Source organism: Cyclobacterium xiamenense (assembly GCF_042140265.1).
Lineage (GTDB): Bacteria > Bacteroidota > Bacteroidia > Cytophagales > Cyclobacteriaceae > Cyclobacterium > Cyclobacterium xiamenense_A.
Genome location: NZ_CP159481.1, coordinates 2,801,839 through 2,828,169 on the forward strand (window position 1 = coordinate 2,801,839; position 26,331 = coordinate 2,828,169).

Below are 26,331 nucleotides of genomic sequence, written 5' to 3' on the forward strand. Positions count from 1 at the left end.
TTTGCATCACTTTTTGGTATACAAGACAACGAATTTCTGGAGTAGGGAATTTGGTAAAAAGTCCAAAATTAATTCCTTCGGATTGGGGTTTATTTGATTCAAATACCTTAATTTGATCCTTCGAAAAAACATAAACTTAAAAAAGCCTATGAAATGTAAATGCACACCCTTGCTGTTACTTTTGGGGTTACTTGCTCCCTTGATGCTAATGGCCCAGCAAAACGAAACCAAACTGCCTCCCCAGGCAACGGAGTTTTACGATCCGGAAGTGAAGGTCGTTAGTCCGGGAAGCGAAAATCACTTACCTCCCGCAGACGCCATTGTATTATTTGGTGGCAACGATCTCAACGCCTGGGTGAGTGAGCGCGACGGTAGCTTTCCTAAATGGACCGTGGAAAATGGTATCTTAACGGTGGCTCCGAGAACCGGAGGCATCAAGACCAAGGAGTCGTTTGGTGACGTACAAGTGCATATAGAATGGCGTGCGCCAGACGAAGTGGTTGGAGACGGACAGGGAAGAGGTAATTCTGGGTTTTTCTTCATGGGAAAATACGAATTGCAAATATTGGATTCGTATCAAAACAAAACCTATTCCAATGGTCAGGCCGCAAGTATCTATAAGCAGCATCCTCCGCTTGTTAATGCGATGCGGGCTCCCGGCGAATGGAATACCTACGATGCGGTATTTACGGCTCCCCGGTTTAACAAAGATGGAATGCTCCTCTCTCCCGCGAGAATTACTGTGTTTCACAACGGTATTTTGGTGCAAAACAATGTGGAACTTAGGGGCCCTACGCAATACATAGGCATTCCGCATTATGTGGCCCACCCCGAAGAATTACCTTTCCATATTCAGGACCATGGAAATCCGGTAAGTTTTAGGAATATCTGGGTTAGAAAATTGGATTAACCGGACCGATTCACTGCCATTGCTTATCCAAAGAATCGAATCTGTCTACCATCGCTGGTTTCGATGCACGTGACAGCTCGAGGGGATGCTCCCGATAGGTACCGGGGTGGCATCGGGTGAGATGCTTTGAAATAGCGTTCGGTATAACCGATCTTGATCATTGGCATGAAAAAAGTGGTGGCAACAAAAAAAGATACTATTCATATGAATACACGACGAAAATTTATACAACGCTCCTTGCTGGCTACTGCCGGTATTTCCGCTCTTCCTGGGGCTCTCTCCGCCATTCCCTTGGGTGAAAAACAACGTTCGGTCGGCGCAAACGACCAAATCAATTTTGGACTCATTGGATGCAAGGGCATGGGCTGGTCAAACATGAACAGCCACCTTTTGCTCCCAGAAGTAAATTGTGTCGGGCTGGCAGACGTGGACCAAAACGTGTTGGACCAACGTACAGAAGATGTATACAAGCTCCGGGGAAAGAAGCCGAAACAATACAAGGACTACCGACAGATGCTGGAAGACCCCACTATCGACGCTGTAATCATTGGCACCCCGGATCATTGGCACTGCCTCAACCTGGTTGATAGCCTGTCTGCCGGAAAACATGCCTATACAGAAAAACCGCTTGCCAACAGTATCGAAGAATGTAACCTTATGGTAAAAGCCACGGAGCGGTACGGTAAATTGGTACAAGTTGGTCAGTGGCAGCGTAGTGGATCCCAGTACGCACAGGCCATCGAAATGGTCAAATCGGGAAAGCTGGGCAACATTCGGCTGGTGAAAACCTGGGCATACCAGGGTTGGATGAAACCGGTACCGGTGCTGCCCAATGCACAAGCACCCGCCGGGGTGGATTATAAAATGTGGTTGGGTCCTGCTCCGGAAAGGCCTTTTAATCCCAATCGGTTTCATTTTAACTTTCGCTGGTTTTGGGACTATGCGGGAGGCCTGATGACCGATTGGGGTGTGCACGAAATTGACATAGCCCTGTATGCCATGGGTGTCAGCGCACCCAAATCCATCATGGCTTCCGGAGGCAAGTTGGCCTATCCGGATGACGCATCGGAGACGCCGGATACCCTGCAGACGGTGTACGAATACGATGGATTCAACATGCTGTGGGAACACGCTACCGGCATTGACGGCGGCAACTATGGTACCACCGAAGGCATCGCTTTTATAGGAAATAATGGCACCCTGGTGGTGAATCGGGGCGGTTGGAAAGTCATTGCGGAAACGGAAAACGTAAATGGCCAGCGGAAGGAGAAAATCGAGGCAATGGAATTGGTGAAGCCAGAGGGCAACGCCCAGCGCATACATTGCAAAAACTTTGTAGAAGCCATCAAAGCAAACGATGCATCCATGCTCAACTGCGGTGTCAAAACGGGTTCAGTTGCGGCAATCAATGCACACATGGGAAACGTTGCGTATAAACTAGGCGAGAAGATTTACTGGGATGCTGAAAAAGGGCAATTTACCAGCAACAAGGCCAATAAAATGATGCGGGCGAACTACAATAATGGATGGAAGCTACCTGATGTATGAGCCGATAGCAATAAGGGGGGAAATATCCCCCTTTTTTGTTAATAATTCTCCAACATGCGTTTTATATGCGCTTTTGCATCCAGCATGTCTTGAAAGAAATCTTTTATGTGATGGTTTTCATCAAGCAAATAGGTAATGCGCTTGGGTATGCGAATCAGTGGGACTAACGCATCGTAGGAGGCACATACCTTTCCTGAGGTGTCGGACAACAGATCGAACGGAAGATCGTAGGCTTTCTTAAATCGTTGGTGGGTGGGTATGTCATCTCTGCTGATGCCTATGACCGGGAGCTCCAGACCCCTAAACTCTTCGAATTGATCCCGAAACTCACAGGCCTGGGCGGTACATCCGCCGGTGAAGTCTTTCGGGTAAAAATAAATCACGCAGGGTTTTCCGGATAAATCCTTCGAAAGTGAAAACAACTTACCAGAGGTGCTTGGTAAGGTGAAATCGGGCGCTTTTTGTCCAATCTTTAATCCCATGATTTTTAGGTAAAGAACAAAATGAATGGAAATAAGTTTAAAATTTTTGTGTCGGAATCAAATGTACTAGTTTTGGCTTGTAATCATTCAGTTATAACCCACCTAAACAACTTGTTTTGAGCAACGAAAGCGCCCGGCACATGTTGCTGGCTGGATTTTTTTTCGCCCTAATGAACGTGACGGTCAAGTTTTTGCCACACATTCCCGCCATCGAAATCATTCTTTTTCGCTCAATTTTCAGCTTCGTATTTAGCTATTTGCTATTAAAGAAGCAGCAGGTACCCGTTTTGGGGAAAAACAAAAAACTATTGATACTAAGAGGGTTTGTCGGATCCATCGGATTGATCACCTTTTTTTACACCTTGCAGCACATTCCATTGGCAAGCGCCGTTACCATCCAGTACCTCGGGCCGGTGTTCACGAGTATACTGGGGATTTTCATTGTCAGGGAACGGGTGCGGCTGATTCAGTTTTTTTATTTTGCCGTGGCTTTTTCCGGGGTGCTCATGATCGAAGGGTTTGACCCACGAATCGAGCCGTTGTTTCTTGGGATAGGGATTGTTTCCGCATTATTTTCCGGACTTGCTTACAATGTCATCCGGAAATTAAAAAATACCGAGCATCCCCTCGTTATCGTTTTTTACTTCCCGTTGGTCACCATTCCCATTGCTGGATTGGTCAGCTATTTCTTTTGGGTTTCACCGCGAGGTTGGGATTGGGGGTTGCTGCTATTGATTGGTATTTTGACTCAGTTTGCGCAGTATTACATGACAATGGCGTACCAGAATGCAAACCTTGCCAAAGTAGCCAGCTTGAATTATGTCGGTATCATCTATGCGCTTGGCTTCGGTTTTGTACTTTTCGACGAGACCTACAATCTGTGGACCTATGGAGGCATGTTATTGGTGCTCTCCGGAGTTATTCTAAACTTTCTTCACTCCCGGTTTCCGGCTACAAATAAATAGGATAAACGGTGGCATAAGCCATTGAATCCTGTAAATTTGGGGTTTATTTGTGCCTTTTATGAAAATCACCAAAGATCTTTACCAAAGTTCGTTGACTTTATTGACGGACTACTACCAGTTCACCATGGCCTACGCCTATTGGAAGGCTGGAAAGGCGGAGGAGGAAGCAATTTTCAACCTTTTTTTTAGGAAAAACCCCTTCCAAAGCGGGTTTACCGTGGCTGCGGGCCTCGACTACATCATTGATTATTGTCGAAATATGACGTTTGCCGACAAAGATTTGGAATTTTTGGCAGATCGGGTAGATAGCAATGGGCAGCGGGTTTTCGCGCCCGGATTTATCGATTACTTGCGGAACATGAATTTTAGCTGTGACATCGATGCGGTGGAAGAAGGCGAGGTGGTATTTCCAAACATGCCCATGGTCCGGGTAAGGGGCCCCTTGATTCAATGTCAGCTTTTGGAGACTCCCTTGTTGAACATTATCAATTTTCAAACGCTGATTGCTACAAAAGCATCCCGCATCGTACTTGCGGCTAACGGTGACCCTGTCATGGAATTTGGCCTGCGAAGGGCACAGGGAATTGATGGAGCACTGGCGGCGAGTAGGGCTTCCTACATTGGTGGATGCACCTCTACTTCCAATGTCATGGCGGCCAAGCTGTTCGATATTCCGCTTTCGGGAACCCATGCGCATAGCTGGATCATGTCCTTCGATAGCGAAATGGCTGCATTTGAGGCGTATGCCGAGACCTTTCCAGACAATACCGTTCTCTTGGTGGATACCTACGACATCATTCAGGGCGTGAAAAATGCCATCACAATAGCCAAAAAGCTACAACAAAACGGAAAGCAGCTGAAGGGAATACGCATCGACTCGGGAGATTTGGCTTACTTCAGTAATCTGGCTCGGGAAATGTTGAACCAGGCAGGTTTTCCTGAAGTTAAAATAGTAGCGAGCAATGATCTGGACGAACACATCATCACCTCGCTTAAAATGCAGGAAGCATCCATTGACATTTGGGGGGTTGGAACAAAACTCGTCACTGCCTATGAGCAACCAGCCCTTGGCGCTGTATACAAACTATCTGCGTTGAAAAATAAACAAGGGGAATGGGTGCCAAAAATCAAACTTTCCCAGCAGTCAATAAAAATTAATATCCCCGGATACCATAATGTAATGCGGTTTACAGCCAAGGGAAAAGCCATGGCAGACATGATTTATCTGGAGGGGCTTAGGTACGGAAACGTAGTCACCATCATTGATCCCATCGATCCAACCCGCAGAAAGAAAATCTCGGTCGAACATGCCGAGGCGGAAGTCTTGTTGAAACCGATCTTTGAGAAGGGCAGAAAAGTATACCAGCGCCCCAGCATTCATCAGATCCGGGAGCGGGCCCAAAGCCGATTAGCCACTTTTGATAAAACCCACAAGCGGCTGATTAATCCCCACATATACCCGGTGGGATTGGAGGCGGGCCTGTATGAATTCCGAACATCTTTGGTTTTAAAATTGAAATCGCTAGACAATGGAGATTGATCAAAAAACGAGTGCATTGGTCATTGTAGACCTACAGTACGATTTTTTACCAGGAGGAGCATTGCCCGTAGTCGAGGGAGATCGTATCATCCCCATTGTCAATGGTCTGCAGCAGCAGTTTGATTTTGTGGTGGCTACACAAGACTGGCATCCTGCCAATCATGCGAGCTTTGCCGCCAACCATCCTGGAAAAACGGCGGGAGAGGTTATCGATCTGGATGGACTCAGGCAGGTGTTATGGCCGGTTCACTGTGTACAGGGATCCCATGGAGCGGAATTTCACCGGGATTTACAGACCCATACCTGGCGAAAGGTTATCCGAAAAGGTACGCATCCTCGGGTAGATTCCTATAGCGGTTTTTTTGATAACAATCGGCAGGGAGATACCGGACTCGGGTCCTGCCTTCGTGAAAATGGCATCGAGCAGGTATTCATCGTTGGACTTGCAGCAGACTACTGCGTTAAATTTACGGTGTTGGACTCGGTTTCGCTTGGCTTCACAACCATTTTGATAGCGGATGCTACGAAGGGAGTGAATCTTTCACCCGAAGACACCGCAAACGCGCTTCAGGAAATGAAAAATGCAGGGGCGAAGGTGATAGCCTCGACAGAATTGGCCTGATTGACCGCGAATAAAAGCTTAAACCATTGACTTCATGCTACCTCAACTACCGGCCCCAACGCCGCCGGCAGATGAGCGTAGGTGCTTCCTGTTCCAATCGGGCCTTTTTTCCGGCAATGCTGGCGGATCAATCTTCCGGGTACTTCAAAATACCTGAAGACCGTTCAAGGCCAAAATCTTTGGGATTGCGTGCGGGTGGCTTTGGCTATCATCCAATTTCCTCATTTTCATGATTTCCAGGCTGCCACAGGAGAAGGAGAGTGTCCCCTCCTCATCAATCTTGTAGGTGTGCGCAGCTTTGAGTACAGTCAAAAAAATATCTTCACCATCCCCTTCGCACCACTTTTCCGTCATGCCCATAAATCCCAGTACATCAATCCCGTTACCTTCCAAATAGGTAAGAATGCTGAAAATGTTGCAGCCGGTATGGCCTACCGCGGTCTTGTTCACCGTGTCGAAATAAAGTGTGGGCTTCTTGTCGGGGAATAGTTCGTCAAAAGGCTTGAATTTATCGTAGATGTAGCTCAATTCCCAAAGTCCTTCGAGATCTTTTTGGGAGGTGGTTTTTTGTGAGCGCTCGGGAAAGGGCTCAACTTCTACGATATCCGGAATCTGAGCAAATCCCAGGCCTGCCAATGTTGAAAACAATACCATCCATATAGGGAATATTTTTTTCATGGTTATCGGGTTCTTGTTAAGTGAAATATACCAATAAATTGAGAAGATTAAAAAGAATTGGTCAAAAATTAAGCCAGACACCCAATACCGTATGGTAAAAAAAGAAAGACCCTTTAGGAAGAAATTCCCTAAAGGGTCTATTGCTGAATTCGCAGGAAAATCAGGTTTGACCCTCAGTCGTAGCGTGTAGTTTGCCAAGTTCCTGATCGATGGTCCAAAGACCAATACCTTCCTCGCCAATGATATCAAATATCTCAAGGGCCCTTCTTGCCAGTGTTTCCTCTTCTCGTTGTTCGGTAACGTACCACTGCATAAAACTAAAGGTAGCAAAGTCCTTCACGTTAAAACAATGATCTACAATGGTGTTGATTGATTTAGTAACCTCAATTTCGTGTTCCAGAATTAATTCAAAAACCTCACGAAGAGAGTTAAAGTGCTGGCGTATGGACGTTATTTCCGGTTGAATGGCATGCCCTCCAGCTTCGTTGATGTAGCGAAATAGCTTCAACATGTGCCCTCGTTCTTCCTCGGCATGATCGTACAGGAATCGTGCAGAATTGGTAAACCCCTGCATGTCTGCCCAGGAGGCCATGGACAGGTAGTAGGCAGAAGATTTTCCCTCCATCTCAACCTGCTTGTTGAGCTTATTTTCGGTGTCGATTAGTAAGGACCTTTTTAAGGTGACGATTTCTTTTTCTGTCGTTTTCATAGGGATATTTTCTGTTTTATCGATTACAAAATAGCAATTTTTCCAAACTGTGTACGGGTTTTTCGCCAAAATTGAACCAAAAGCTCGCTTCTATTTTTCCGAAGACAGTACCATCAGGTTGATTTTACTGGGAAAGTCTTTCGTATGAAATACTTTATGAACCGCTTTGACGAAGTCACTGTCCTCCGCTTCGAATATATTGGGTACGTATTTTTGCGGATTTCGATCGATCAGTGGAAACCAGGTACTCTGAATCTGGATCTGTAACTTATGACCTTTCTTAAAGGTATGGTAAATATCCTGAAGTTGAAAATCCACTTCCGTAATCTGATCGGGTACAAAGGGTTTGGGCTCAGAAAAACTTTCTCTGTACCTACCACGGATGACCTCAGATCGGACCATCAGGTGGTAATTTCCCATGTCCACACCGTCCAGAACGTATTGGTGGTTGGGATAGTCGCCAGGAAAGACGTCAATTACTTTGACAATCCAATCGGCATCTGTCTGAGATGTGGCTACCTTGAGCTGAGCGACTATCTCACCTGCCAGTGTCAGGTCTTCTTCCAGCACGGGCGTTTCAAAGGTAAGCACGTCCGGTCTTCTGGCAGCAAACCGCTGGTCGTCGGCCATGTATTTTCGAGGAGTAAACGTAAGTTTGATATCCTGTGTATAAGGTACTGGATTGGCTGGGTCGGACTCGAAGGAAGAAAAGCGGTTTCCCTGCGGTAGGTCCTTTGATAAGCCGCCGTTTTCCTGCAGGTAAAAGCTTTCCCACCGGCTTTCTTTTGGCGGCCAGCTTTCAAATTGCCCCCATTCGTTGGTGCCCGTATTGAATACATAGGCTTCCGGAAGCTGCGTATTGCCATTCCCTTCGCCTTTTAGAAAATGCGTGAAAAACGCATGTTCAACCTCTTTTTGGTACCAGGTAGAAATGGAATCTCCGAAATACATGTTTGAAACGGTCTGATAACCGCGTTCACGGGACCAATCCCCGTGGGACCAGGGACCCATTACCAAGGTATTGTAGGTGTTTGGATTGTTTTTTTCGATGGTTTTGTAAATGGTTAAGGGACCGTACAAATCCTCGGCATCAAACCAGCCACCTACGACCATCACCGCCGGTTTAACGTCGCTCAAATGCGGAATGATACTCCTTTTTTGCCAGAATTCATTGTAATCCGGATTGGATTTTAGTTGCTGCCAAAAGAAATTGTCTTCCCCATAATATTTGTCTGCATTCTTTAGCGAACCCATATCCATAAAAAACTGATATCCGTCATTGGTGCCGGGATTGACCATTTCGTACCATGCCTCGTCTGTGGGGCCCTCTTTTTGGTATCCAAAAACGGAGGTGGCCAACCAGTAACTTAAGAAATAGGCGCCATTGTGGTGAAAATCGTCAAAATAAAAATCACCAATCGGTGCTTGCGGAGAGACGGCTATCAGGTTTGGATGGGCGTAGGGCAGGGCCGCTGCACTGTAAAAACCTGGATAGCTGATTCCCCACTGTCCGACCTTTCCGTTATGGTTACTGACATTTTCGAGTAACCATTCGATTGTATCGTAGGTATCTGTACTTTCGTCTATCTCGGTGGGATCTCCCGTTCTTTCCCCTATTGTGGGCCGCATGTTGTCGTAGGAACCTTCTGACATCCACCTCCCACGTACATCCTGGTAGACAAAAATATAGCCATCTTTCATCAAAAAGGAAGAGGGGCCCAATGCGTTCCGCATGGTTCCTTCACCATAGGGTCCCGCATTATAGGGAGTCCGCTGCATCAGAAAGGGGTAGGTTACCGAGCTATCTTTGGGGCTGTATACCACCGTGCGGAGTTTAACCCCATCCCGCATCGGGATGTCGTATTCGGCCTTCACGTAATTTTCCCGTACGTAGTCTTCGTCTTGCGCCTGAGAAAACGACAAGGAAAATAGCATCCACGCGCCCAACAGGAATGTTTTTGTAAGTGTATGTCTCATATTTTTAATTGTTTTCACGCATCCAAATAGAAACGCATCCTTTTTTAAAAAGTTAGAATTTCAATTGGATTAAAATTGATTAGTTTTGCTTAACCTTTTTTCCGTAAAATGGATCTGGCTTGAAAAAAGAAGGCAAATCCGCTTCACGGTTAAAGTTAAAATAGTAAATCGAATAAATGAAGACCGTCGCATTAATTCCCGCAAGATTTGGAGCCACCCGCTTTCCAGGCAAGCTGCTGGTTGATTTGAGGGGAAAGCCGTTGATCGCCCGTACCTATCTCAGCACCCTGGCCACGGGAGTGTTTGACGAAGTGTGCGTGGTCACTGACCATCCGGACATTGCCCAGGCCATAGAGCAGGAGGGAGGGCAGGTGTACCGAAGTCTCCGGGAGCACGAAAGCGGCTCGGATCGGATTGCCGAGGCTGCCGCGTCCCTGGAAGCGGATCTTATCGTAAACGTTCAGGGCGACGAGCCCTTCCAGGATAAAAAATCCCTCTCCGATTTGGTGGCGGCCTTTGCGGATGAAGAGGTCGCGGTAGCCTCGCTGATGGCACGGATTTCCGATACGAAACAGGTGCAAAATCCAAATCTTGTAAAGGTGGTCACCGACGCCCGGAACTTTGCCCTCTATTTTAGTCGTTCGCCCATTCCCTTTCAACGAAACGAGGAAAGTAGCGTGGACTACTACAGGCATATAGGAATCTATGCGTACAAGAAATCGCTATTGATGAAATTTACTTCATGGGAAAAATCAGCGCTGGAGAAAGTGGAGATGCTGGAACAGTTGCGTTTGCTGGAAAATGGATATGCGATAAAGATGGTCGAGACCCATCATCAGGCCCTCGCGATCGACGTACCCGAGGATTTGGATCGTGCCCTACACTATTACGACTCCATAGACCCTTCCTATTGAAGATAACGTCTTTTTTGACAGGGCCATACCCCCTCGTTAGATGCCCTTCATTTTTTACAGCCAAATGGGGAGGTGCTGTTCGTTTTTTTAGCTCCTCTCCATTGTCCAGATTGAACTAGTCAGCTGTATGGGATCGTAAAACCCAGTGTTGTTGAAAATGGGTTTCCCTCTGCTACCGCTGCGCTTGATCATGGATGACGTTTACCAGCTGTAGCGTATGTACGGCGACCAGTCCGGCGGTTTCGGTTCGTAAGCGGTGTTTTCCCAAAGAGCAGGCTCTGTAGCCCATTTCCAGCGCCAGACGGATTTCTCCCGGGCTGAAATCCCCTTCGGGTCCAATCAGGACCAGGTAAGAGCGACCAGAAGTTGCCAACTCCGCCAGGTGACTGGTATTTTCCTTACCCAGGTAGGCGATGTACCGATCGTAGGTTTCGAAAGCTTTATCCGATACAAACTCCTCAAAGGACCTCATCTCATTCATCTTTGGTAGCCAGGCCTTAAAGCTTTGCTTGCAGGCGGCAACCAGCTTTTTAGAAAGTCGTTCGAGATTTAGCTGACTTCGTTCGATATGGGTGGTTTTTAGAAAGGTGATTTCGTTGAAGCCAACTTCGGTAATTTTTTCCAGCATCCATTCGATCCGATCCGAATTTTTGGTAGGCGCAATGGCCAGGTGCACATGGAATTTTTCGGGGGGACTGAATTCCTGTTCGATGATTTTCAGCCGGCATTTTTTGGGATGATTGCTTTCCATCATGCAGGTGAAAAAAGACCCTTTTCCATTGGTAAAGAGCACGGTGTCTCCGCTGTTTTTTCTCAATACCTTTACCAGATGGTGGGATTCCTTTTCCCCAAGGTCAAAGGTTTCACCGTTGATGTTTTCCTCAAAAAAAAGCTGCATCCCTTTCGTTATTGTTTGTCGAAATTATGAAATTCCGGGCAAATGGAAGGAAGAAATTCCCTATAATTGTAGAAACTAGTAGGTGAGAACGCTTAATAAACGATATCCATGAACACACAAAACTTTATCGAATCCATAAAGAACGCCCGGGAGTCCAATTGGCAAGTTTGGTTGGAAGATACGCTCTCAATATTTGATTGTGTCACCGGTACCTTGCACGTACTGGATCAGCGTTCCCAGGAGTTGGAATTAAAAGCCATGCAGGGAATTCCTGATTTTTTGCTGCCGAAAATGAGCCGCATACCGATAGGAAAAGGAATGGCCGGCATTGCAGCGGAGCGCAAAGAGGCGGTGCAGGTTTGCAACCTGCAGACGGACGATTCAGGAGTGGTGCGGCCGGGCGCCAAAGACACCAAAGTGGAGGGGGCCATTACCGCCCCCATGCTTTGGCAGGGCAAACTCTACGGTACCTTGGGTATTGCCAAGAAAGACCCCTACGAATTTACCTCAGAGGAATCCGACACGCTGATGAGCATTGCCGCAGCGATGGCATTGCACCAAATCCAGGTAACGGCTCGCTAGACTTTCACAAATAGTTTCAGTCGGTACAAGATGTAAAGGAATATCCAAACCAAAAGGAATGCTCCAAATGCCTGAAAAACAGCGTGCCATTCCTCCGGTAACGGGGTGTACAGCCCATAGAATAGTTTTCGGCTGGTAAATCCGAAGTCAATGAAGCTATAGGCAAAGTAGATGGTCAGCGAGTTCAAGCCGATCACCTGGAAAAAGAAGGCCCACTTTCTGATTTTCCATACGTCGATGACCCAATAGAAGGCCAGGAGAAACAAAAAGGCCATTCCTGTAGTCAACAGAATGAAGGAACTCGACCAAAGGTGCTTGTTAATGGGGAAATGCAGACCCCAAAGTAGCCCAAGTGCGATACCCGCTACTCCTCCGATGGCCAGATAGCTTCCTTTTCGCTTATCTAGCCAGGCTTTTCCGATAATTTCGCCAGCAAGGGTTCCGAAAAGAGTCAGGCACAGCGCCGGGAATTGGGTCAATAGTCCCAATTCATCATAGGTGACCTGATGCAATCGGCCGGGAAGAAACGTCCGGTCAAACCATCCAACCAGATTTCCTTCAAAACTCAGGTCTCCAGCGCCGTACCCGGGTACGGGTATTAGGTACAGGGCCGCGTAATAAAGCAGCAAAATCGTCATACCAGAGGCTAGTCTTTTGTAAAAATCCATGTTTAAGTAAAACCAGGTAGCTACAAAGGTGGCCAGCCCGATTCTTCCCAAAACACTCCCCAGTCGGATTTGGGAGGGTTCAAAGAAGGGAACAGGAGCATTTTTGTACAGCATACCCAAGAGGATCAAAACGATCATTCTGACAAAGGTTTTTCGGTAAAGGGTAGGCTTGGAAAGGCCGAGGGACTTTCCTTTATTTAGCGAAAAGGTTAGGGATACACCCGCGATAAACAGAAACAAGGGAAAAATAAAATCATAAAAGGTAAAGCCATCCCAAGCCGGGTGCGTAAGTTGATTGGCAATCCAATCAATGGCACCAATTCCTGTTTTTCCTTTAAGTAGGACCAGGAAAGTTCCTCCTCCCGCAATTAGCAGCATGTCAAATCCCCGAAGGGCGTCGATCGATAGCAAACGTTTGGATGCATTAGGAGCAGCGGAGACCGGAGAACCTATTTCCGGATCTTTTCGGGTCTCGCTGGAAGACGATATACTCATGATTACGATATTAGGTGAATGGTGGTTTTTTATCCGTTTATCCCATGTTCGGATGGAATCCTTCCAATTTATTTTATTTATTTGGAATTTAAAAGTATTTTTAATTTCTGCCTCTTCGAAAAAAATGGAGACAGGTAAACGAAAAATGCAAATCAACGACAAATAAAGGGTATGAAAAATAATCGAAGAAACTTTCTGAAACTAGGTAGTTTGGCAGGACTCTCGGTGTTATCGGGCTGGTCCTCAGACGCTACCGGTGCGACAAATACACCAAAGGCCAGTAGAAGACCGGCGAACTTCAATATGAGTGGATACGCCGCTCCCGCGCTGGATACCGTGCGCATTGGTTTCGTAGGACTGGGAAACCGGGGACCGGGAGCGGTAGTACGGATGAGTAAAATCGAAGGCGTAGCCATTAAGGCGCTATGCGACATACGCCCCGAAAGAATCAGTCATGTAACGAAGCTTTTGGAAAATACCAACCACGAACCTGCCACCTATACAGGCTCAGAAAATGCCTGGAAGCAAATGTGTGAGCGGGAAGATTTGGATTTGATTTACATCGCCACTCCCTGGTACTTGCATACGCCCATGGCTGTATATGCCATGGAGCAGGGAAAACATGCGGCGACAGAGGTGCCAGCAGCCCTGACGCTGGAGGAATGCTGGCAGCTGGTAGAGGTTTCCGAAAACACCCGTAAACATTGCATGATGCTTGAAAATACCTGTTATGATTTTTTCGAGCTACTGACCTTAAATCTGGCCAGACAGGGGTATTTCGGAGAGATTATCCACGGTGAAGGGGCCTATATCCACGACATTCTGGAGGGGAATTTCTCAAAAACCAAGTATTATGACATGTGGCGTCTCAAGCAAAACATGCGCAATGGAAGCCTTTACCCCACCCATGGTTTGGGTCCGGTCGCCCAAATCATGAATATCAACCGGGGGGATCAGATGGACTATCTGGTTTCGGTATCCAGCCGGGATTTCATGATGGGAAAAATGGCGAAGGAGCTCGCAGAAAGGGACGCATTTTACCAGCAATTTGCTGGAAAAAGCTACCGGGGCAACATGAATACGACCACCATTAAAACACAGCTTGGAAGAACCATCCTTTTGCAGCACGATGTGACTTCACCCAGGCCTTATTCTCGCTTACACACGATCAGCGGGACAAAAGCCTACGCGCAAAAATACCCCTTGCCTGGGAAAATTTCAGAAGGACACGAGGGTTGGTTGTCGTCCGAAGCCATGGAGGAATTGGAGGAAAACTTCCAACCGCCCATCGTAAAGAAAATTGGGGAATTGGCCCGGCAAATCGGCGGGCATGGCGGAATGGATTTCTTAATGGACTGGCGAATGATTGATTGCCTGCGAAACGGCATCCCTCTGGATATGGACGTATACGACGCAGCTGCCTGGAGTTCCATCGGCCCGCTTAGCGAATGGTCGGTAGCCAATAGGAGTGGAGCGATAGACGTACCCGATTTTACCCGAGGAGCCTGGAAGCAAAATACACCGGTAGATGTAGAATTGACCAAGGGAGGGACGACCCAAATCCTCGCCGTATGATTTTCCGGTTGAAAGGAAATAATCTCCAATCACCGTTATCTATTTGGAAATCCATGATTTTTCCGCCATTTTGAAGCTTTGGTTACATTATAATTTGTTTGAATGAAGATTTATAAACGCAAAGACCCGGAAGCCCTGGGAAATGTCGCCGGTGCGCATGCTGCCGAAGCGATTCGATCTGCAATCAAATCCCGCGGAGCGGCTAACATTATCCTTGCTACCGGTACCAGTCAATTTGAAACGCTTAGAGAGCTTTTGGAACACAAAGATATCGATTGGTCAAAGGTCACGATGTTTCACCTGGACGAATACCTCGGATTGCCGATGAGCCATCCCGCCAGTTTTAGAAAATACCTGAAAGAGCGATTTTTGGATCAGGTGCCCGGTCTCAAAGCCTATTACCTTATTGATGGGGAAAAGGATCCCGATGCGGAAACAAAACGACTGGGGGAACTGATTCAAAAAAACCCGATAGACGTTGCCTTGGTGGGAATCGGAGAAAATGGACACCTTGCCTTTAACGATCCCCCGGCCGATTTTGAAACGGAAACGCCTTACCTGGTGGTAGACCTGGACGAAGCTTGCCGAAAACAGCAACTTGGCGAGGGCTGGTTTCCCGATTTGGAGGCCGTGCCGCAGCAAGCCATCAGCATGTCTGTTCGCCAAATAATTAAGGCAAAGAAAATCATTTGTTCGGTACCGGATTCCCGAAAGGCAGCTGCGGTAAAAGCTTGTCTGGAAAATGACCCGGATCCAAGATTTCCTGCAAGTATTTTGCAGCAGCATCCGGATTGTTCCTTGTATCTGGACGAGGCCTCTGCCTCCCTTTTACCTTCTTCCACCGCCCTAAGCGAGTAGCCGATACCTGTCATGCCCAAAACCCAAACTGTCGAAGTAGGAGCCTTAAGCCCGAGACAAACGTATCAATCCATCGCGATTATCGGCGGCCTGTTTTTTATTTTCGGATTCGTATCCTGGGTAAATGCCATTTTGATTCCGTATTTCAAAATTGCCTGTGAACTGAATAACTTTCAGTCCTACCTGGTCGCGTTCGCGTTTTACATCTCCTACTTTATTTTCTCCGTTCCGGCTTCCTACTTGCTGAAAGCTGTAGGTTTTAAGAAAGGAATGATGGTGGGATTTTGGGTAATGGCATTGGGGGCATTTGTCTTTCTGCCGGCGGCGATGGGTAGAACCTACGAGTTATTTCTGCTTGGCCTGTTTTTGATTGGTGCCGGGTTGGCGGTATTGCAGACGGCTGCCAATCCCTACATTACTATTCTGGGACCACAGGACAGTGCTGCCCAGCGAATCAGCATCATGGGAATACTGAACAAAGGAGCCGGGATTTTAGCACCGTTGATCTTTGCTGCAGTTATTCTTCGGGTTTCTGACGATCAGATTATTTCCCAATTGCCCATGATGGAGGTTGGGGAAAAAGATCAGTTTCTTGATGAATTGGTACGAAGGGTGATGGTTCCTTATGCTGTCGTAGGAGCTGTTTTGGTGCTTTTGGGGATCTTGGTTCGCATTTCCCCCCTGCCGGAGATCAATACGGAAAACGAAAGCGAAGCCGTCTCTCAAGCGAATGCCAGCAAATCCTATATTCTTCAATTTCCGCATTTGATACTCGGTGCCCTGGCGATTTTTCTGCATGTTGGTACACAGGTGATCGCCATTGATACCATCATGAGCTATGCCATTTCCATGGACATATCCTTGCTGGACGCTAAGGTATTTCCTTCCTATACCTTGGCAGCGATGATCGCAGGCTATATTTTTGGAATCATCGTGATTCCCAGGTACCTCTCCCAGGTAACGGTCCTCAAATCCTTTACCAGCATGGGGCTACTGTTTACAGTAGGCATCCTTGGTTTGGGAGGAGACGTTTCTTTCCTGGGCATGCAGGTGGACGTTTCCATTTGGTTTGTCGTGTTGCTGGGCCTGGCCAACTCGCTTGTGTGGGCAGGAATCTGGCCCCTTGCGTTGGATGGACTTGGGAAATTCACCAAATTGGGAGCATCCATCTTGATCATGGGTCTTTGCGGCAATGCCATCTTGCCCATGGTGTATGGGTACCTGGCTGACACCATTGGATTGCGGGAAGCGTACTGGGTTTTGGTTCCCTGCTACCTGTACCTCATGTTTTACGCCTTTAAAGGCTACCGTATCCGGAAATGGAGCAAGGCTTAATCGAAATGTTTCCAATTTGATTGGTTGAGGGCCTGCACATCTGCGGGTGTGTCTATGTCTATCCTTGCCGCATCTAACGGTACGCCGCCAATTGCATCCGGGTTTGCCTGAAACAGTTGTTTGGCTCCCTGTCCATCCTCCAGTTGATGCAAATCGGGAAAACAGGCCCGGTCAAAAAGTGCAGGAACTCCGTAGGAATTCTTGTAAAACGTCGCGATCATGGGGTACGGTGTCTGCTCTTTTTTTGCCAACATCGCCTTTAGATGGTCAATTGGAATCAGGGGCTGATCGGATAACAGGATCAATACTTGTCGGACGGAGGCATCGGTTTCCAGTTCGTTCAATCCGGTTTTTATAGAACTTCCCATTCCTTTTTGCCAATGCGCATTTTGCACGGTGGTTAGACCGTCTTCTGCGGGCAGCTCAAAAGAGTAGGCACCCTCTACAACCACTACCGGTCCACATTTTAAATGTAGGGCCTTTGTCAGGGTTTGTTGAAGCAGGGATACGCCCTGGTATTCAACCAATTGTTTTGGTCTTCCAAGTCTGCTGGAATTTCCGGCAGCCAGTATGATGACACCGGTACTCACCGATTACCGGGGAAGGTCATTTCCCATGTAGGCATTGGGATTTGCCAGCGGAATACTACTGCCCCATTTTTCGTTGATCGCTTCGATGAAGTGATTCGCCAGAAATGCATTGGCTCGGGCATTCGGGTGAACGCCATCGGTAGAGAAACCTCCATTTGGCGGGATTATGGAATTGGTAAGTGGAACGGATGCCGCATTGACCGTGCCCTCGGCAACCCGATTCAACAGGTCCCGCACATCTACAAGGACCAATCGATCCGTTTCCGCAGCCACAGCCGATTGGATGATCTGATTAAAGGTAGTTATCTTCTCGTCAAGCATGGCTTGCTCGGAAGGTAGCAAAACAAAAGAATCACCCAATGGAATGGTAACGCCCTGTATCGCCTGGGGATTGCCGCCCACGACCTGTCCCAACACCTGTGCGGCGTTGAGGCTGATTTTATCCTGCGCGTTGGTAAGGCGTATGGATGGAATCCCAAGTTCCCGAAGGTCGGTTAGTGTTTTATCTTCGATGACGAATCCATTTGCGCCAGCCTCAAAGTTTATTTGGCGAAGGTTCTTTTCCGATTCACTGAGTAGGCCGGATCCCTGCACCCCTTCCAACACCTGATTGTATTGTGTGTAGGCTCCATTCGCCAGAGCGGCGAGCCCGGAAGAGAGCGGGAGGGCATTCCAGGGTACCGTGCTGAAGAAGGGTAGTGCATTGAGGTCTGGAATATTGCCGACGGCTCCTTTTGCCTCTGGATTGGCCCGAAGCATGGCACCCAATGCGGTTTGGTAGCCTTGTAAAAAGTCCTGGTCATCGGTCAGTAATTCAGGTACCGCTCCACCCGAAATAGCAAATGGAAGCACGTCGTTTTTACCCAACCAAAATACGAAAAAGGTACCACCGTCTGCCATTGCAGCCGCAGCGTCGCCAACTAAGGTAGACGTGCCCGGATTGCTGGCGAAGCGCGCATAATGTGGATTAAACAGGGGATGGCTGGGATTGTTACTGTCTCCGGCTTGCGGAAACAAGGCACCAGCCAGGGAAATCCCATTCACGCCAAAATTATTCAGATTGGATTTGTCTCCGGTGAAGGGGGTGATTGGATTGCCTGGAACGATGGGTGCAGGTGTAATTGACCCTCCGTTTACCTGTAGGATAAGTCTGCCCAGGGTTTGTCCAGGGGGGCTCAGTATAAACGAACCGACTTCTGCATCTATATCGGGCACATGGAACGCGCCTCCTCCGGCAGCTTTCATCTGCTCTGCCAGGATAACCGCAAAGGAGTTTTGTTGAGACCGGTTGTACAAGGCACCGTCCATTACGCCTGCCGTTATTGAACTACCTATCGTAATCATTTTAGTAAAATCAGCCTCTCCGGAATCCGGGGCTAAAACGGGTGCTTCCGGGAAGGTGTATTGGCAGGATACCAGCCAGCCAAACGAAAGCAAGAACAGTACTGAATGGATTCGTTTCATGCGATACTGGTTTAATTGAGCAATTCATCAAAGGTAAGCGATACGTAATAAATGGCTCCCAGATTGGGTCCTCCAAAATTGAGGAAATACCGGTTGTTTAACACATTGGAGCCGCCCAATTTAACGATGGTTTGCAAGGGCTTCAAGCGGTAAGATACCTGAGCATCGAGGTTGTGTACGGCCGGCACGTTACCCTGCGCAAAGGACGACTCCCAACGGAACGCCGTTTGGTACCGATAGGCCAGGTTAAAACCGATCTTTTCCGTCAGCTTGCGGTTACCAAAAATCAAATTAGCCTTGTGTTCCGGCGTATTGAACTCGGAAAGAAAACCCTCTTCAAAATCAGTCAGCAGCTTATTGAAATTGTAATTTCCTCCGATAGTAAAGTTCTTCGGCAGGGAATAAGTCAATCCAAGTGCCAAACCATGGGCCCGGACTGTCCGGTCCACGATGTTTGTGTACGTCTGAAAGGTGTTTTCCTGTCCGGGTATGGTTACCGGAGTCAGTAGGGTAGGAGCGTTGATGGCATTGATCGCTCCCTGGTCCGAAGTAGGGGCAGCACCGGGGAATACGGGTCCGGGAGCCTTCCGAACGGCAGTTTGAGAGATAAAGTCACTGTAAATGTTGTAATAGTAGGCCATATCGACCAATAGCCGGTTATTTGCCAATAGCCCTTTGTATCCTCCTTCGATTGAGTTTACATGTTCGGGTCTTAATGCCGGCAAATCTGTCACCTGCTCTAGCAAATCTGTAGCCGAGGCTGCCACAGGACTGGCGCCAGCCGCTACTGCTTCGGTGTACCGCTGCACAGAGGTCAATGAAAAAGCATTTTCAAAGACGGCATATTTTTCCCGATAGTAGGGCAATCCTGCTATCAATCGGGCAGATACAACGTTCAAATCGATGTGTTGGGCCTGGGTAGAAGGCATCCGAAATCCGGTTTGGTACGAAATCCGGAAATTGCTATTACCCTCCGTGTACACCCCTGAGATCCGGGGGCTAAACTGCCCGTCAAAATTTTCGTTTTTGTCATACCGCACCGAACCGGTCACTTTAAGCTTATCTTCAACGAAGCGTTTGGAAGCCTGCGCATAGGCACCGATTTCGGAAACCGAAATGTTATTTCCTTCTACGTCAGCAAAAATGGTCCCGTTCGAACGCAAGTCATAGACCCGGTAGGAAGCGCCGGCCTGTAGGTCCAAAAAGTCTATTTCATTCTTGAAATCGTATTGGCCTTCCATCATGTACATACGGGACCGGTCGTTGAACAAGGAGCCCTGTGGAATGAAATCCCTTCGAATATCGGTCTCCGCCTGATTAAATTCAGCACTGCCGGGAAGCAAGCGCCCCTGGTCTGCTTGTGTGCGGGCAAATCGATGCGCTTCCGCTTGTTGAGCGATGGTTCCGAGGGAACCCGGGGCTACCTGTTGAAGCGCCAGGGCGCCCATGTAATTCAGTGCGTATTCGCCAAACCACTGCGAATTTCCCTTCCATCGATCGTTTATATTCACCCCTGTAAGATCGGCAATGTAGGAATCGCCTGAGTTTCCGCGGGTGGTATAGCCTCTTACAAAATAGTTATCCGCTTTCAGCTCCAGTTTGTGCTGTGTGATGGAAAAATTATTCAATGAATACCGTTGTGCCCCTGTATACACCGAAGTGCCAGCGCCGTAATTCAGGGTGTAGGAAAGCTCTGCCTGGTCGTTTACCCGGTAATGCACGGCACCACTTACTTTGTAATTTTTGGCTCCGTAGTCCACGAGTTCGCGTTCATCGTACCCGGTCCGCGAAACCACCTGATCGGGAATGCTGCCAATATAGCCGCCTAAACCCAATAGCGCCGCCTGCTGTTGTATCGCGCCCACGTTTCGCAACAATCCAATGTTATTGGCCACCTCGTCTCCAAATACGTGTACCCGATTTTCTCCTGGATTAACGGGCAATCCCCCCTGAGCTGTCTGGTTGAGATCCGTCTGGTCGGTTCCGTACCAGTCTTCGGCTTCCATGAATGAACCACTCACCTTAAACGCTAATTTATTGGAAAAAGCGTGCGCGTACCGAATGGCACCTTCAAACATCGGTTGGGGCGCACCCGGTTCGCCCGGTAGGCCATTGATGTGATTCAACCCCTGTTTGTAGGACGCGCTTAATCCCTGGTATTCAAAAGGGCTTTTGCTTTTGATCAGCAACATCCCGTTGAAGGCGTTAGGTCCATACAATGCCGAAGCGGCTCCTGGGATAAATTCTACGCTTTCCACATCCAATTCAGAAGGGCCGTTCAGGTTGCCAATCGGGAAATTTAGGGAGGGTGCCTGGGTATCCATGCCGTCTATTAACTGGACAAACCGGGTATTTCCCGTAGAATTAAAACCCCGGGCATTTACTATTTGGAAATTGATAGAGGTACTGGTGACGTCTACACCTTTTAAATTGGCGATGGATTTGTAATAGGTGTCGCTTGCCGCCTCCCGAATATCAAGAATATCCATTTTTTCAATGGAAACGGGTGATTGCAGGATGCTTTCTTCCACCCGGGACGCGGAGACCACGATTTCCTGGCCCAGTAGGCTTTGTTCTTCCAGGCTAACTTGCAGGTTGGTTTGGCGGGATTCGGTAATTTCCACCTCTTTGCTGGCAAAGCCAATCATGGAAAAGATAAGTGAAAGTGGCGGAGCCTGGCTGACCTGCAGGCTAAAATTCCCGTCCAGATCTGTAATGGTTCCAATTACTTTTCCCTTGACAAGGATGTTGACGCCAATTAACGGCGTATTTGAGTCAGATTCTGTGACCCGACCGGATATTTCGGTTATTTGTTGGGCTCTCGCAGAGATCTGCTCGCTGCCCGTCAGACAAATCCATATCAGAACAGCGGATACGAGCAATTTAGAGGATACTACCATTTTTTTATAGCTAAAGGTCAACCAAAATACATGCAACGAACACCTCCAAATGGGACTTCTCGGCTACTATTTCCGTGGCCCCGATCCTCAGGTAGAGTTACTCTGAAAACGATTGTGCGTACGAGCCGTACCATTACCCAAAGAGATCAAACGTCGATTTCCCTTCAGAAACACATTCAAAAAACTCACCATTCAAAACGAAAGTAAGGGTATTTTTGTTGCAGGTTTTATTTTTTTTGGTTTTTGTTTTCTTCGTTTACGTGGGTAACGAGTCTGTCGCAAAGGGATTTTATTTCTTCTGCATAGTATTCGTCTCCCGTGCTGTTCAGAATGGTTTGTCCCATCCCTCCCAAAATGTCGATGTAAAACCGTTTCATTTCTGCCACCGACATGTCATTGGTCCACAGATCGATGCGTAACGTACTTTGGTTGAGGTTGTCCCAAACGTTCAGGCTGATGCTACGGGTGGATTCCAACCCCTCGGTCTCCTTGTCCGAAGCATCCCATTCAATGCTTTTTGGTAGGTTTTGTTCGTCCAGCGTAACGGAGAATTTTATTTCCGACTTTTTCATTTTTGGTATCAGTTTTTCAGGACGCAAAACTAACAAACAAAACGGGAAATTCGGCTATTCTCCTCATTCAAACCCGGTCATTTCCGGAATTTCTCCTTTAATGACCAACCTTCCTTCGGTTTTATTCCGGATTTCATCCAGCGCAACGCCGGGAGCTTTTTCCAATAGTTTAAATCCTCCTTCGGGAAGAATGGAAAAAACTCCGAGGTCGGTAAAAATTTTATGCACACAACGAATTCCTGTAACGGGAAATTCACATTGTTTTTTTAGCTTAGAACTTCCGTCCTTATGGCAATGGCGCATGGCCACGAAAAGGGTTGCATTGGAGGCGACCAAATCCAGGGCACCGCCAACCCCTTTGATCAGGCCGGAAGAAATCTTCCAGTTGCTGATATCGCCGTTTTCAGATAATTCCAGCGCCCCCAAAATCGCCACATCGATATGGCCACCTCGAATCATGGCAAAGGCTTCGGCCGAATCAAAGAGTGAGGAACCTTTCACCATGGACACGGTTTCCTTACCCGCATTCACCAAATCGGGGTCCATGGCTGCTTTTTTGGGTACGGGCCGATACCCAATAGCCCATTTTCCGATTGAAGGACTACTTGGAGGTGGTTAGGGATATAGTTGGCTACCAGTGTAGGGATGCCGATTCCCAGATTGATGTATTGACCATCTTTAATTTCTCTGGCGATTCGTTGCGCGATCTGTTCTTTGGTTAGCATAGGCGGTTATTCTGGGGAGGTGGTAGTTTTTTCGATTCGCTTTTCGTAGTTGTTTCCCTGAAAGATCCGCTGTACGTAGATGCCAGGCGTATGAATTTGATTCGGGTCCAACTCGCCTGCCGGAACCAACTGTTCAACTTCTGCGATGGTTATTTTTCCAGCGGCTGCCATCAGGGGGTTAAAGTTTCTGGCCGTGCCTCGGTAGATCAAATTGCCAGCGGTATCCCCTTTCCAGGCTTTGATCAGTGCAAAATCGGCTTTTATCCATCGCTCCAGCAAATACAGTCTACCATCAAATTCGCGAATCTCTTTTCCTTCCGCCAATTGCGACCCTATGCCGGCAGGGGTGAAAAATGCCGGAATACCGGCTCCTCCCGCCCGGATTCGTTCTGCCAGCGTGCCCTGGGGGATGAGTTCCAGCTCTAATGCTCCGGCTTTGTATTGGTATTCAAATTCTTCGTTTTCACCCACGTAGCTGGCAATCAGTTTTTTCACCATTTTTTGCTTCAGTAAGAGCCCCACGCCAAAATCGTCCACCCCGGCATTATTTGAAATGCAGGTTAATCCGGTTGGATTCCGATCCAATAATGCCTGAATCGTTGCTTCCGGAATGCCGCACAAACCAAATCCTCCAAGAAGGAGTACGGCTTCGTCGGCTATGTCCTGGATTGCATCCGCAGCATTCGCTACCTGTTTAGTTATCATTCCCTCTATTTTTAGCCGTTCCGAAAAAGGCCAGGGCTTGCTGCCGGTCTTTTTCCAATTGCTCTTTTAATTCATCTAAATTTCCGAATTTTTTTTCCGGTCTCAAAAATTCAAGAAAGGCCACCTCGAGACTTTCCCCGTAAAGGATACCGTCAAAATCGAGGAGGTTTACTTCAATCTTTTTCGTTCCTCCCGAAACCGTTGGGCGCTTTCCAATATTGAGAATGCCGTCCAGTAACTTGTTTCCCAATCGTACTTGAACGATGTATGCGCCATCCATCGGGATGAGCTTGTCCGGTTCTGCTACCTGGATGTTGGCCGTTGGAAACCCGATGGTGCGGCCGATTTTGTCCCCTTCCACCACTGTTCCTTCCAGGGTATAGGCTCTTCCCAAAAATTCGTTGGCGCTGGTGATATCTCCTGCTTCCAGTGCTTCTCGGATCTTTGTGCTACTAATACCTACATTGTCAATGTCCTCCCGGGGGATTTCTTCAAGCTCAAAATTGTATTCCGCCTGTCTGGCTTTCAGGTGGGCAAAGCTCCCTTCCCGGTCTTTTCCAAATCGGTGATCGTAGCCGATGACCAGAATGCTGGTTTGGATTTTCTCGACAAGTACAGATCGGATAAAGTCTTCGGAGGGCATTTCGGAAAAAGCACGTGTAAAAGGAATGCGCACCAGATGATCCACACCAAAAGAGGCAAGTAACCTGGTTTTCTCGTCAAACGTGTTTAACAACCGTACCCCATGTTCCTCCGGAAACAAGACCATCCGGGGATGCGGCCAGAAAGTTATCAAAACTGTTTCCCCCCCGGAGCTACCGGCAATCCGGGTAATCCGTTCGAGTATCTTCTGATGGCCGAGATGCACGCCGTCGAAGGTACCAATTGTAACGACCGGTCGGTTTATTTTCGGCACATCCTCAAGAGATCTATAAATCTTCATTTCGCTTCTTGTAGATTTTATCGATCAAATCGTCCAATTCCCAGGCATTCTCAAGCCGGAAATCCCCTATTGCCGTTCGCTTTAATGCGGACAAATACGCTCCTACACCGAGCAGTTCGCCGATGTCACGTGCCAGACTACGGATGTAGGTGCCTTTGGAACAGCGAATGTGAAACTGAATTTCCGGCAAGCATATCTTCGTAATAACGAAACTATTTACGGTAACCGGGCGGGCATCCAGATGAACCGTGATGCCTTTTCTCGCCGACTCGTATACCCTTTTTCCATCCTTCTTTATAGCCGAGTGGGCGGGCGGAACTTGTAGAATGTCGCCAGTCAGCGATTGAGCTGCTTGTATGATAGCTGTTTCAGTTAGGAACGATGGGTCGGATACATCCCTAATTTCCTGCTCCAAGTCGTAGGAATCGGTGGTTTTTCCTAAGACGAAGCTACCTTCGTACTCCTTTTCCTGGGCCTGGTAGTGTTCAATGTTTTTTGTTTCTTTCCCCGCACAGATGATCAGTAGACCGGTCGCCAGGGGGTCAAGTGTACCTGCGTGTCCTATTTTTTTGACCTTTAGGGCATTTCGAAGTTTTTTTACCACGTCGAAAGAGGTCCATCGATACGGTTTATTAACTAAAAAAACCTCCCCATATGCCTGTTCATGCGGCGCCATCAGAGTATCCAACCGGAAAGAATGGCCAGTAGGCCTGCGATGGTGCAATAGACAGAAAAGTAGCGAAGTTTGCTTCTTCTAACCAATTGAATCATCCAGGTGCAGGCAACCAGTCCGGCAAAGAATGCTGCGAGAAAAGCAACTACCATGGTGCCAAATTGCTCGTTCTGGTAACTCAGGGCCCCATCCAGAATGTCTTTCCCGATTTTGCCCAGGATGAGCGGTACTACCATCAAAAACGAAAACCTGGCAGCCCGATTTTTGTCAATTCCCAACAAAACGGAGGTAGATATGGTCGCGCCGGACCGGGAGATCCCCGGCAACATGGCGAAGGCCTGCGCCAGACCGATCACCAGGGCATGAAAATAGGAAACCGGCTTACCTGTGCTGGTAGCCCGATCGGCAAGAAACAAAAGTAAGGCCGTAATGAGCAGCATAAAACCTACAAATACTACTTTCCCTCCGAATAGTTGTTCCAATTCTTCCTCAAAAAAAAGGCCGATGACCACCGCTGGAATCATGGATAAGATTATTTTGATCGAAAACTGGCTTTCTTCGTTGTTTTTAAATTGAAAAAGGCCTCTTACGATGTCATATACATCCTTTCGAAAGACCACAATGGTACTCAAAGCGGTCGCAAAATGCACCACTACGGTAAATAGCAAACTCTCCTCAGGTAAGGAATTTCCGTTGAGAAGCGCCGAAGCGATCTCTAAATGGCCACTGGAAGAAACAGGTAAAAATTCTGTCAGCCCCTGAACGATACCCAGTATTACTGCTTCAAAGAATGTCATTAACTCGTTTTTTTATAAAATATGGCGTAAAATTGAAAAAGGAATCCCAGCAACACCACCAAAGGACCGATCGTTAGGCCCATGATGCCAAAACCATGTGGCTGCCGATCCATGCCGATAAGGACAAAGCCGATCACGATGATCGCAATGCCTGTCAACATTAACTGGTAATTTTTCTTCGTAAAAGGTAGTTTGCTATCTTTCAT

25 protein-coding genes and 1 pseudogene are annotated in these 26,331 nt (G+C 47.7%); 10 read left to right on the forward strand and 16 right to left on the reverse strand.

What is annotated here, in order from left to right; translation table 11 throughout:
• Nucleotides 1–148 precede the first annotated feature (148 nt).
• Both ABWH99_RS11700 and ABWH99_RS11705 read left to right on the forward strand, forming a co-directional pair.
• The gene (locus tag ABWH99_RS11700; protein WP_375586459.1) at nucleotides 149–910 is read left to right on the forward strand and encodes a DUF1080 domain-containing protein; all 762 of its coding nucleotides are present in this window, start codon (nucleotides 149–151) and stop codon (nucleotides 908–910) included.
• Between the two features lie 204 nt (nucleotides 911–1,114).
• Nucleotides 1,115–2,458, forward strand: a complete 1,344-nt coding sequence (locus ABWH99_RS11705) for a Gfo/Idh/MocA family protein (protein ID WP_375586460.1) — start codon at nucleotides 1,115–1,117, stop codon at nucleotides 2,456–2,458.
• A 38-nt stretch (nucleotides 2,459–2,496) separates the two neighbouring features.
• Here ABWH99_RS11705 and ABWH99_RS11710 read toward each other — a convergent pair whose 3' ends face one another.
• Nucleotides 2,497–2,940, reverse strand: coding sequence for a peroxiredoxin (locus ABWH99_RS11710; protein WP_375586461.1), 444 nt, complete (start codon nucleotides 2,938–2,940; stop codon nucleotides 2,497–2,499).
• Nucleotides 2,941–3,080: 140 nt separating this feature from the next.
• Between ABWH99_RS11710 and ABWH99_RS11715 the strand changes: the two genes are divergently transcribed.
• Genes ABWH99_RS11715 through pncA form a run of 3 tightly spaced genes read left to right on the forward strand, consistent with a single transcriptional unit; the run spans nucleotide 3,081 to nucleotide 6,067 of the window.
• A complete protein-coding gene (locus ABWH99_RS11715; protein WP_375586571.1) occupies nucleotides 3,081–3,905 on the forward strand; it encodes a DMT family transporter in 825 nt (274 codons plus the stop codon).
• Between the two features lie 58 nt (nucleotides 3,906–3,963).
• Nucleotides 3,964–5,445 carry a nicotinate phosphoribosyltransferase gene (locus ABWH99_RS11720; RefSeq protein WP_375586462.1) on the forward strand — a complete coding sequence of 494 codons (1,482 nt, stop codon included), beginning with the start codon at nucleotides 3,964–3,966 and terminating at the stop codon, nucleotides 5,443–5,445.
• A complete protein-coding gene (gene pncA, locus ABWH99_RS11725; protein WP_375586463.1) occupies nucleotides 5,435–6,067 on the forward strand; it encodes a bifunctional nicotinamidase/pyrazinamidase in 633 nt (210 codons plus the stop codon). The genes ABWH99_RS11720 and pncA overlap by 11 nt, the downstream gene beginning before the upstream one ends.
• Before the next feature lie 144 nt (nucleotides 6,068–6,211).
• Here pncA and ABWH99_RS11730 read toward each other — a convergent pair whose 3' ends face one another.
• The 3 genes from ABWH99_RS11730 to ABWH99_RS11740 form a co-directional block, all read right to left on the reverse strand.
• Nucleotides 6,212–6,745: an META domain-containing protein gene (locus ABWH99_RS11730; protein ID WP_375586464.1), complete on the reverse strand. Its 534-nt coding sequence runs from the start codon at nucleotides 6,743–6,745 to the stop codon at nucleotides 6,212–6,214.
• 160 nt (nucleotides 6,746–6,905) lie between these two features.
• Nucleotides 6,906–7,454 carry a ferritin gene (locus ABWH99_RS11735; RefSeq protein ID WP_375586465.1) on the reverse strand — a complete coding sequence of 183 codons (549 nt, stop codon included), beginning with the start codon at nucleotides 7,452–7,454 and terminating at the stop codon, nucleotides 6,906–6,908.
• 90 nt (nucleotides 7,455–7,544) lie between these two features.
• Entirely contained in the window at nucleotides 7,545–9,431 is a 1,887-nt protein-coding gene (locus tag ABWH99_RS11740; RefSeq protein ID WP_375586466.1) for a CocE/NonD family hydrolase, read from the reverse strand.
• 176 nt (nucleotides 9,432–9,607) lie between these two features.
• On the opposite strand from ABWH99_RS11740, the gene kdsB reads away from it, so the two are divergent.
• Nucleotides 9,608–10,345, forward strand: a complete 738-nt coding sequence (kdsB, locus tag ABWH99_RS11745; RefSeq protein WP_375586467.1) for a 3-deoxy-manno-octulosonate cytidylyltransferase — start codon at nucleotides 9,608–9,610, stop codon at nucleotides 10,343–10,345.
• 172 nt (nucleotides 10,346–10,517) lie between these two features.
• Here kdsB and ABWH99_RS11750 read toward each other — a convergent pair whose 3' ends face one another.
• Complete coding sequence (locus ABWH99_RS11750; protein ID WP_375586468.1) at nucleotides 10,518–11,243, reverse strand: 16S rRNA (uracil(1498)-N(3))-methyltransferase; 726 nt, start codon at nucleotides 11,241–11,243, stop codon at nucleotides 10,518–10,520.
• A gap of 108 nt (nucleotides 11,244–11,351) precedes the next feature.
• Here ABWH99_RS11750 and ABWH99_RS11755 point away from each other — a divergent pair, with 108 nt between their 5' ends.
• The gene (locus tag ABWH99_RS11755) at nucleotides 11,352–11,825 is read left to right on the forward strand and encodes a GAF domain-containing protein (protein WP_375586469.1); all 474 of its coding nucleotides are present in this window, start codon (nucleotides 11,352–11,354) and stop codon (nucleotides 11,823–11,825) included.
• On the opposite strand, the gene ABWH99_RS11760 is transcribed toward ABWH99_RS11755, so the two are convergent.
• Nucleotides 11,822–12,988 carry an acyltransferase family protein gene (locus ABWH99_RS11760; RefSeq protein WP_375586470.1) on the reverse strand — a complete coding sequence of 389 codons (1,167 nt, stop codon included), beginning with the start codon at nucleotides 12,986–12,988 and terminating at the stop codon, nucleotides 11,822–11,824. The two genes, ABWH99_RS11755 and ABWH99_RS11760, sit on opposite strands and share 4 nt — an antisense overlap.
• A gap of 171 nt (nucleotides 12,989–13,159) precedes the next feature.
• On the opposite strand from ABWH99_RS11760, the gene ABWH99_RS11765 reads away from it, so the two are divergent.
• The 3 genes from ABWH99_RS11765 to ABWH99_RS11775 all read left to right on the forward strand — a co-directional run bounded on the left by ABWH99_RS11765 (nucleotide 13,160) and on the right by ABWH99_RS11775 (nucleotide 16,756).
• Nucleotides 13,160–14,563, forward strand: a complete 1,404-nt coding sequence (locus ABWH99_RS11765) for a Gfo/Idh/MocA family protein (protein ID WP_375586471.1) — start codon at nucleotides 13,160–13,162, stop codon at nucleotides 14,561–14,563.
• Between the two features lie 102 nt (nucleotides 14,564–14,665).
• On the forward strand, nucleotides 14,666–15,421 hold the full coding sequence (locus ABWH99_RS11770; protein WP_375586472.1) for a glucosamine-6-phosphate deaminase: 756 nt from the start codon (nucleotides 14,666–14,668) through the stop codon (nucleotides 15,419–15,421).
• A 12-nt stretch (nucleotides 15,422–15,433) separates the two neighbouring features.
• A complete protein-coding gene (locus ABWH99_RS11775) occupies nucleotides 15,434–16,756 on the forward strand; it encodes a sugar MFS transporter (protein ID WP_375586473.1) in 1,323 nt (440 codons plus the stop codon).
• Here ABWH99_RS11775 and ABWH99_RS11780 read toward each other — a convergent pair.
• From ABWH99_RS11780 to ABWH99_RS11825, 10 genes and pseudogenes are all read right to left on the reverse strand, one after another.
• Nucleotides 16,753–17,346 (reverse strand): NTP transferase domain-containing protein, encoded by a 594-nt coding sequence (locus ABWH99_RS11780; protein WP_375586474.1) that lies wholly within the window; start codon nucleotides 17,344–17,346, stop codon nucleotides 16,753–16,755. The genes ABWH99_RS11775 and ABWH99_RS11780 overlap by 4 nt on opposite strands.
• Nucleotides 17,347–17,349: 3 nt before the next feature.
• The gene (locus tag ABWH99_RS11785; protein WP_375586475.1) at nucleotides 17,350–18,810 is read right to left on the reverse strand and encodes a hypothetical protein; all 1,461 of its coding nucleotides are present in this window, start codon (nucleotides 18,808–18,810) and stop codon (nucleotides 17,350–17,352) included.
• 11 nt (nucleotides 18,811–18,821) lie between these two features.
• Nucleotides 18,822–21,710 (reverse strand): carboxypeptidase-like regulatory domain-containing protein, encoded by a 2,889-nt coding sequence (locus ABWH99_RS11790; protein WP_375586476.1) that lies wholly within the window; start codon nucleotides 21,708–21,710, stop codon nucleotides 18,822–18,824.
• A 227-nt stretch (nucleotides 21,711–21,937) separates the two neighbouring features.
• Nucleotides 21,938–22,282, reverse strand: a complete 345-nt coding sequence (gldC, locus tag ABWH99_RS11795) for a gliding motility protein GldC (RefSeq protein WP_375586477.1) — start codon at nucleotides 22,280–22,282, stop codon at nucleotides 21,938–21,940.
• Nucleotides 22,283–22,345: 63 nt separating this feature from the next.
• A pseudogene (locus ABWH99_RS11800) lies at nucleotides 22,346–23,007 on the reverse strand (3-oxoacid CoA-transferase subunit B).
• A gap of 6 nt (nucleotides 23,008–23,013) precedes the next feature.
• Nucleotides 23,014–23,712 carry a CoA transferase subunit A gene (locus ABWH99_RS11805; protein WP_375586478.1) on the reverse strand — a complete coding sequence of 233 codons (699 nt, stop codon included), beginning with the start codon at nucleotides 23,710–23,712 and terminating at the stop codon, nucleotides 23,014–23,016.
• Nucleotides 23,702–24,655, reverse strand: a complete 954-nt coding sequence (locus ABWH99_RS11810; RefSeq protein WP_375586479.1) for a bifunctional riboflavin kinase/FAD synthetase — start codon at nucleotides 24,653–24,655, stop codon at nucleotides 23,702–23,704. The genes ABWH99_RS11805 and ABWH99_RS11810 overlap by 11 nt, the downstream gene beginning before the upstream one ends.
• On the reverse strand, nucleotides 24,642–25,331 hold the full coding sequence (gene truB, locus ABWH99_RS11815; RefSeq protein ID WP_375586480.1) for a tRNA pseudouridine(55) synthase TruB: 690 nt from the start codon (nucleotides 25,329–25,331) through the stop codon (nucleotides 24,642–24,644). Before truB ends, ABWH99_RS11810 begins: the two co-directional genes overlap by 14 nt.
• Nucleotides 25,331–26,125, reverse strand: coding sequence for an undecaprenyl-diphosphate phosphatase (locus ABWH99_RS11820; RefSeq protein ID WP_375586481.1), 795 nt, complete (start codon nucleotides 26,123–26,125; stop codon nucleotides 25,331–25,333). The genes truB and ABWH99_RS11820 overlap by 1 nt, the downstream gene beginning before the upstream one ends.
• On the reverse strand, nucleotides 26,125–26,331 hold the full coding sequence (locus ABWH99_RS11825) for a DUF3098 domain-containing protein (RefSeq protein WP_375586482.1): 207 nt from the start codon (nucleotides 26,329–26,331) through the stop codon (nucleotides 26,125–26,127). Before ABWH99_RS11825 ends, ABWH99_RS11820 begins: the two co-directional genes overlap by 1 nt.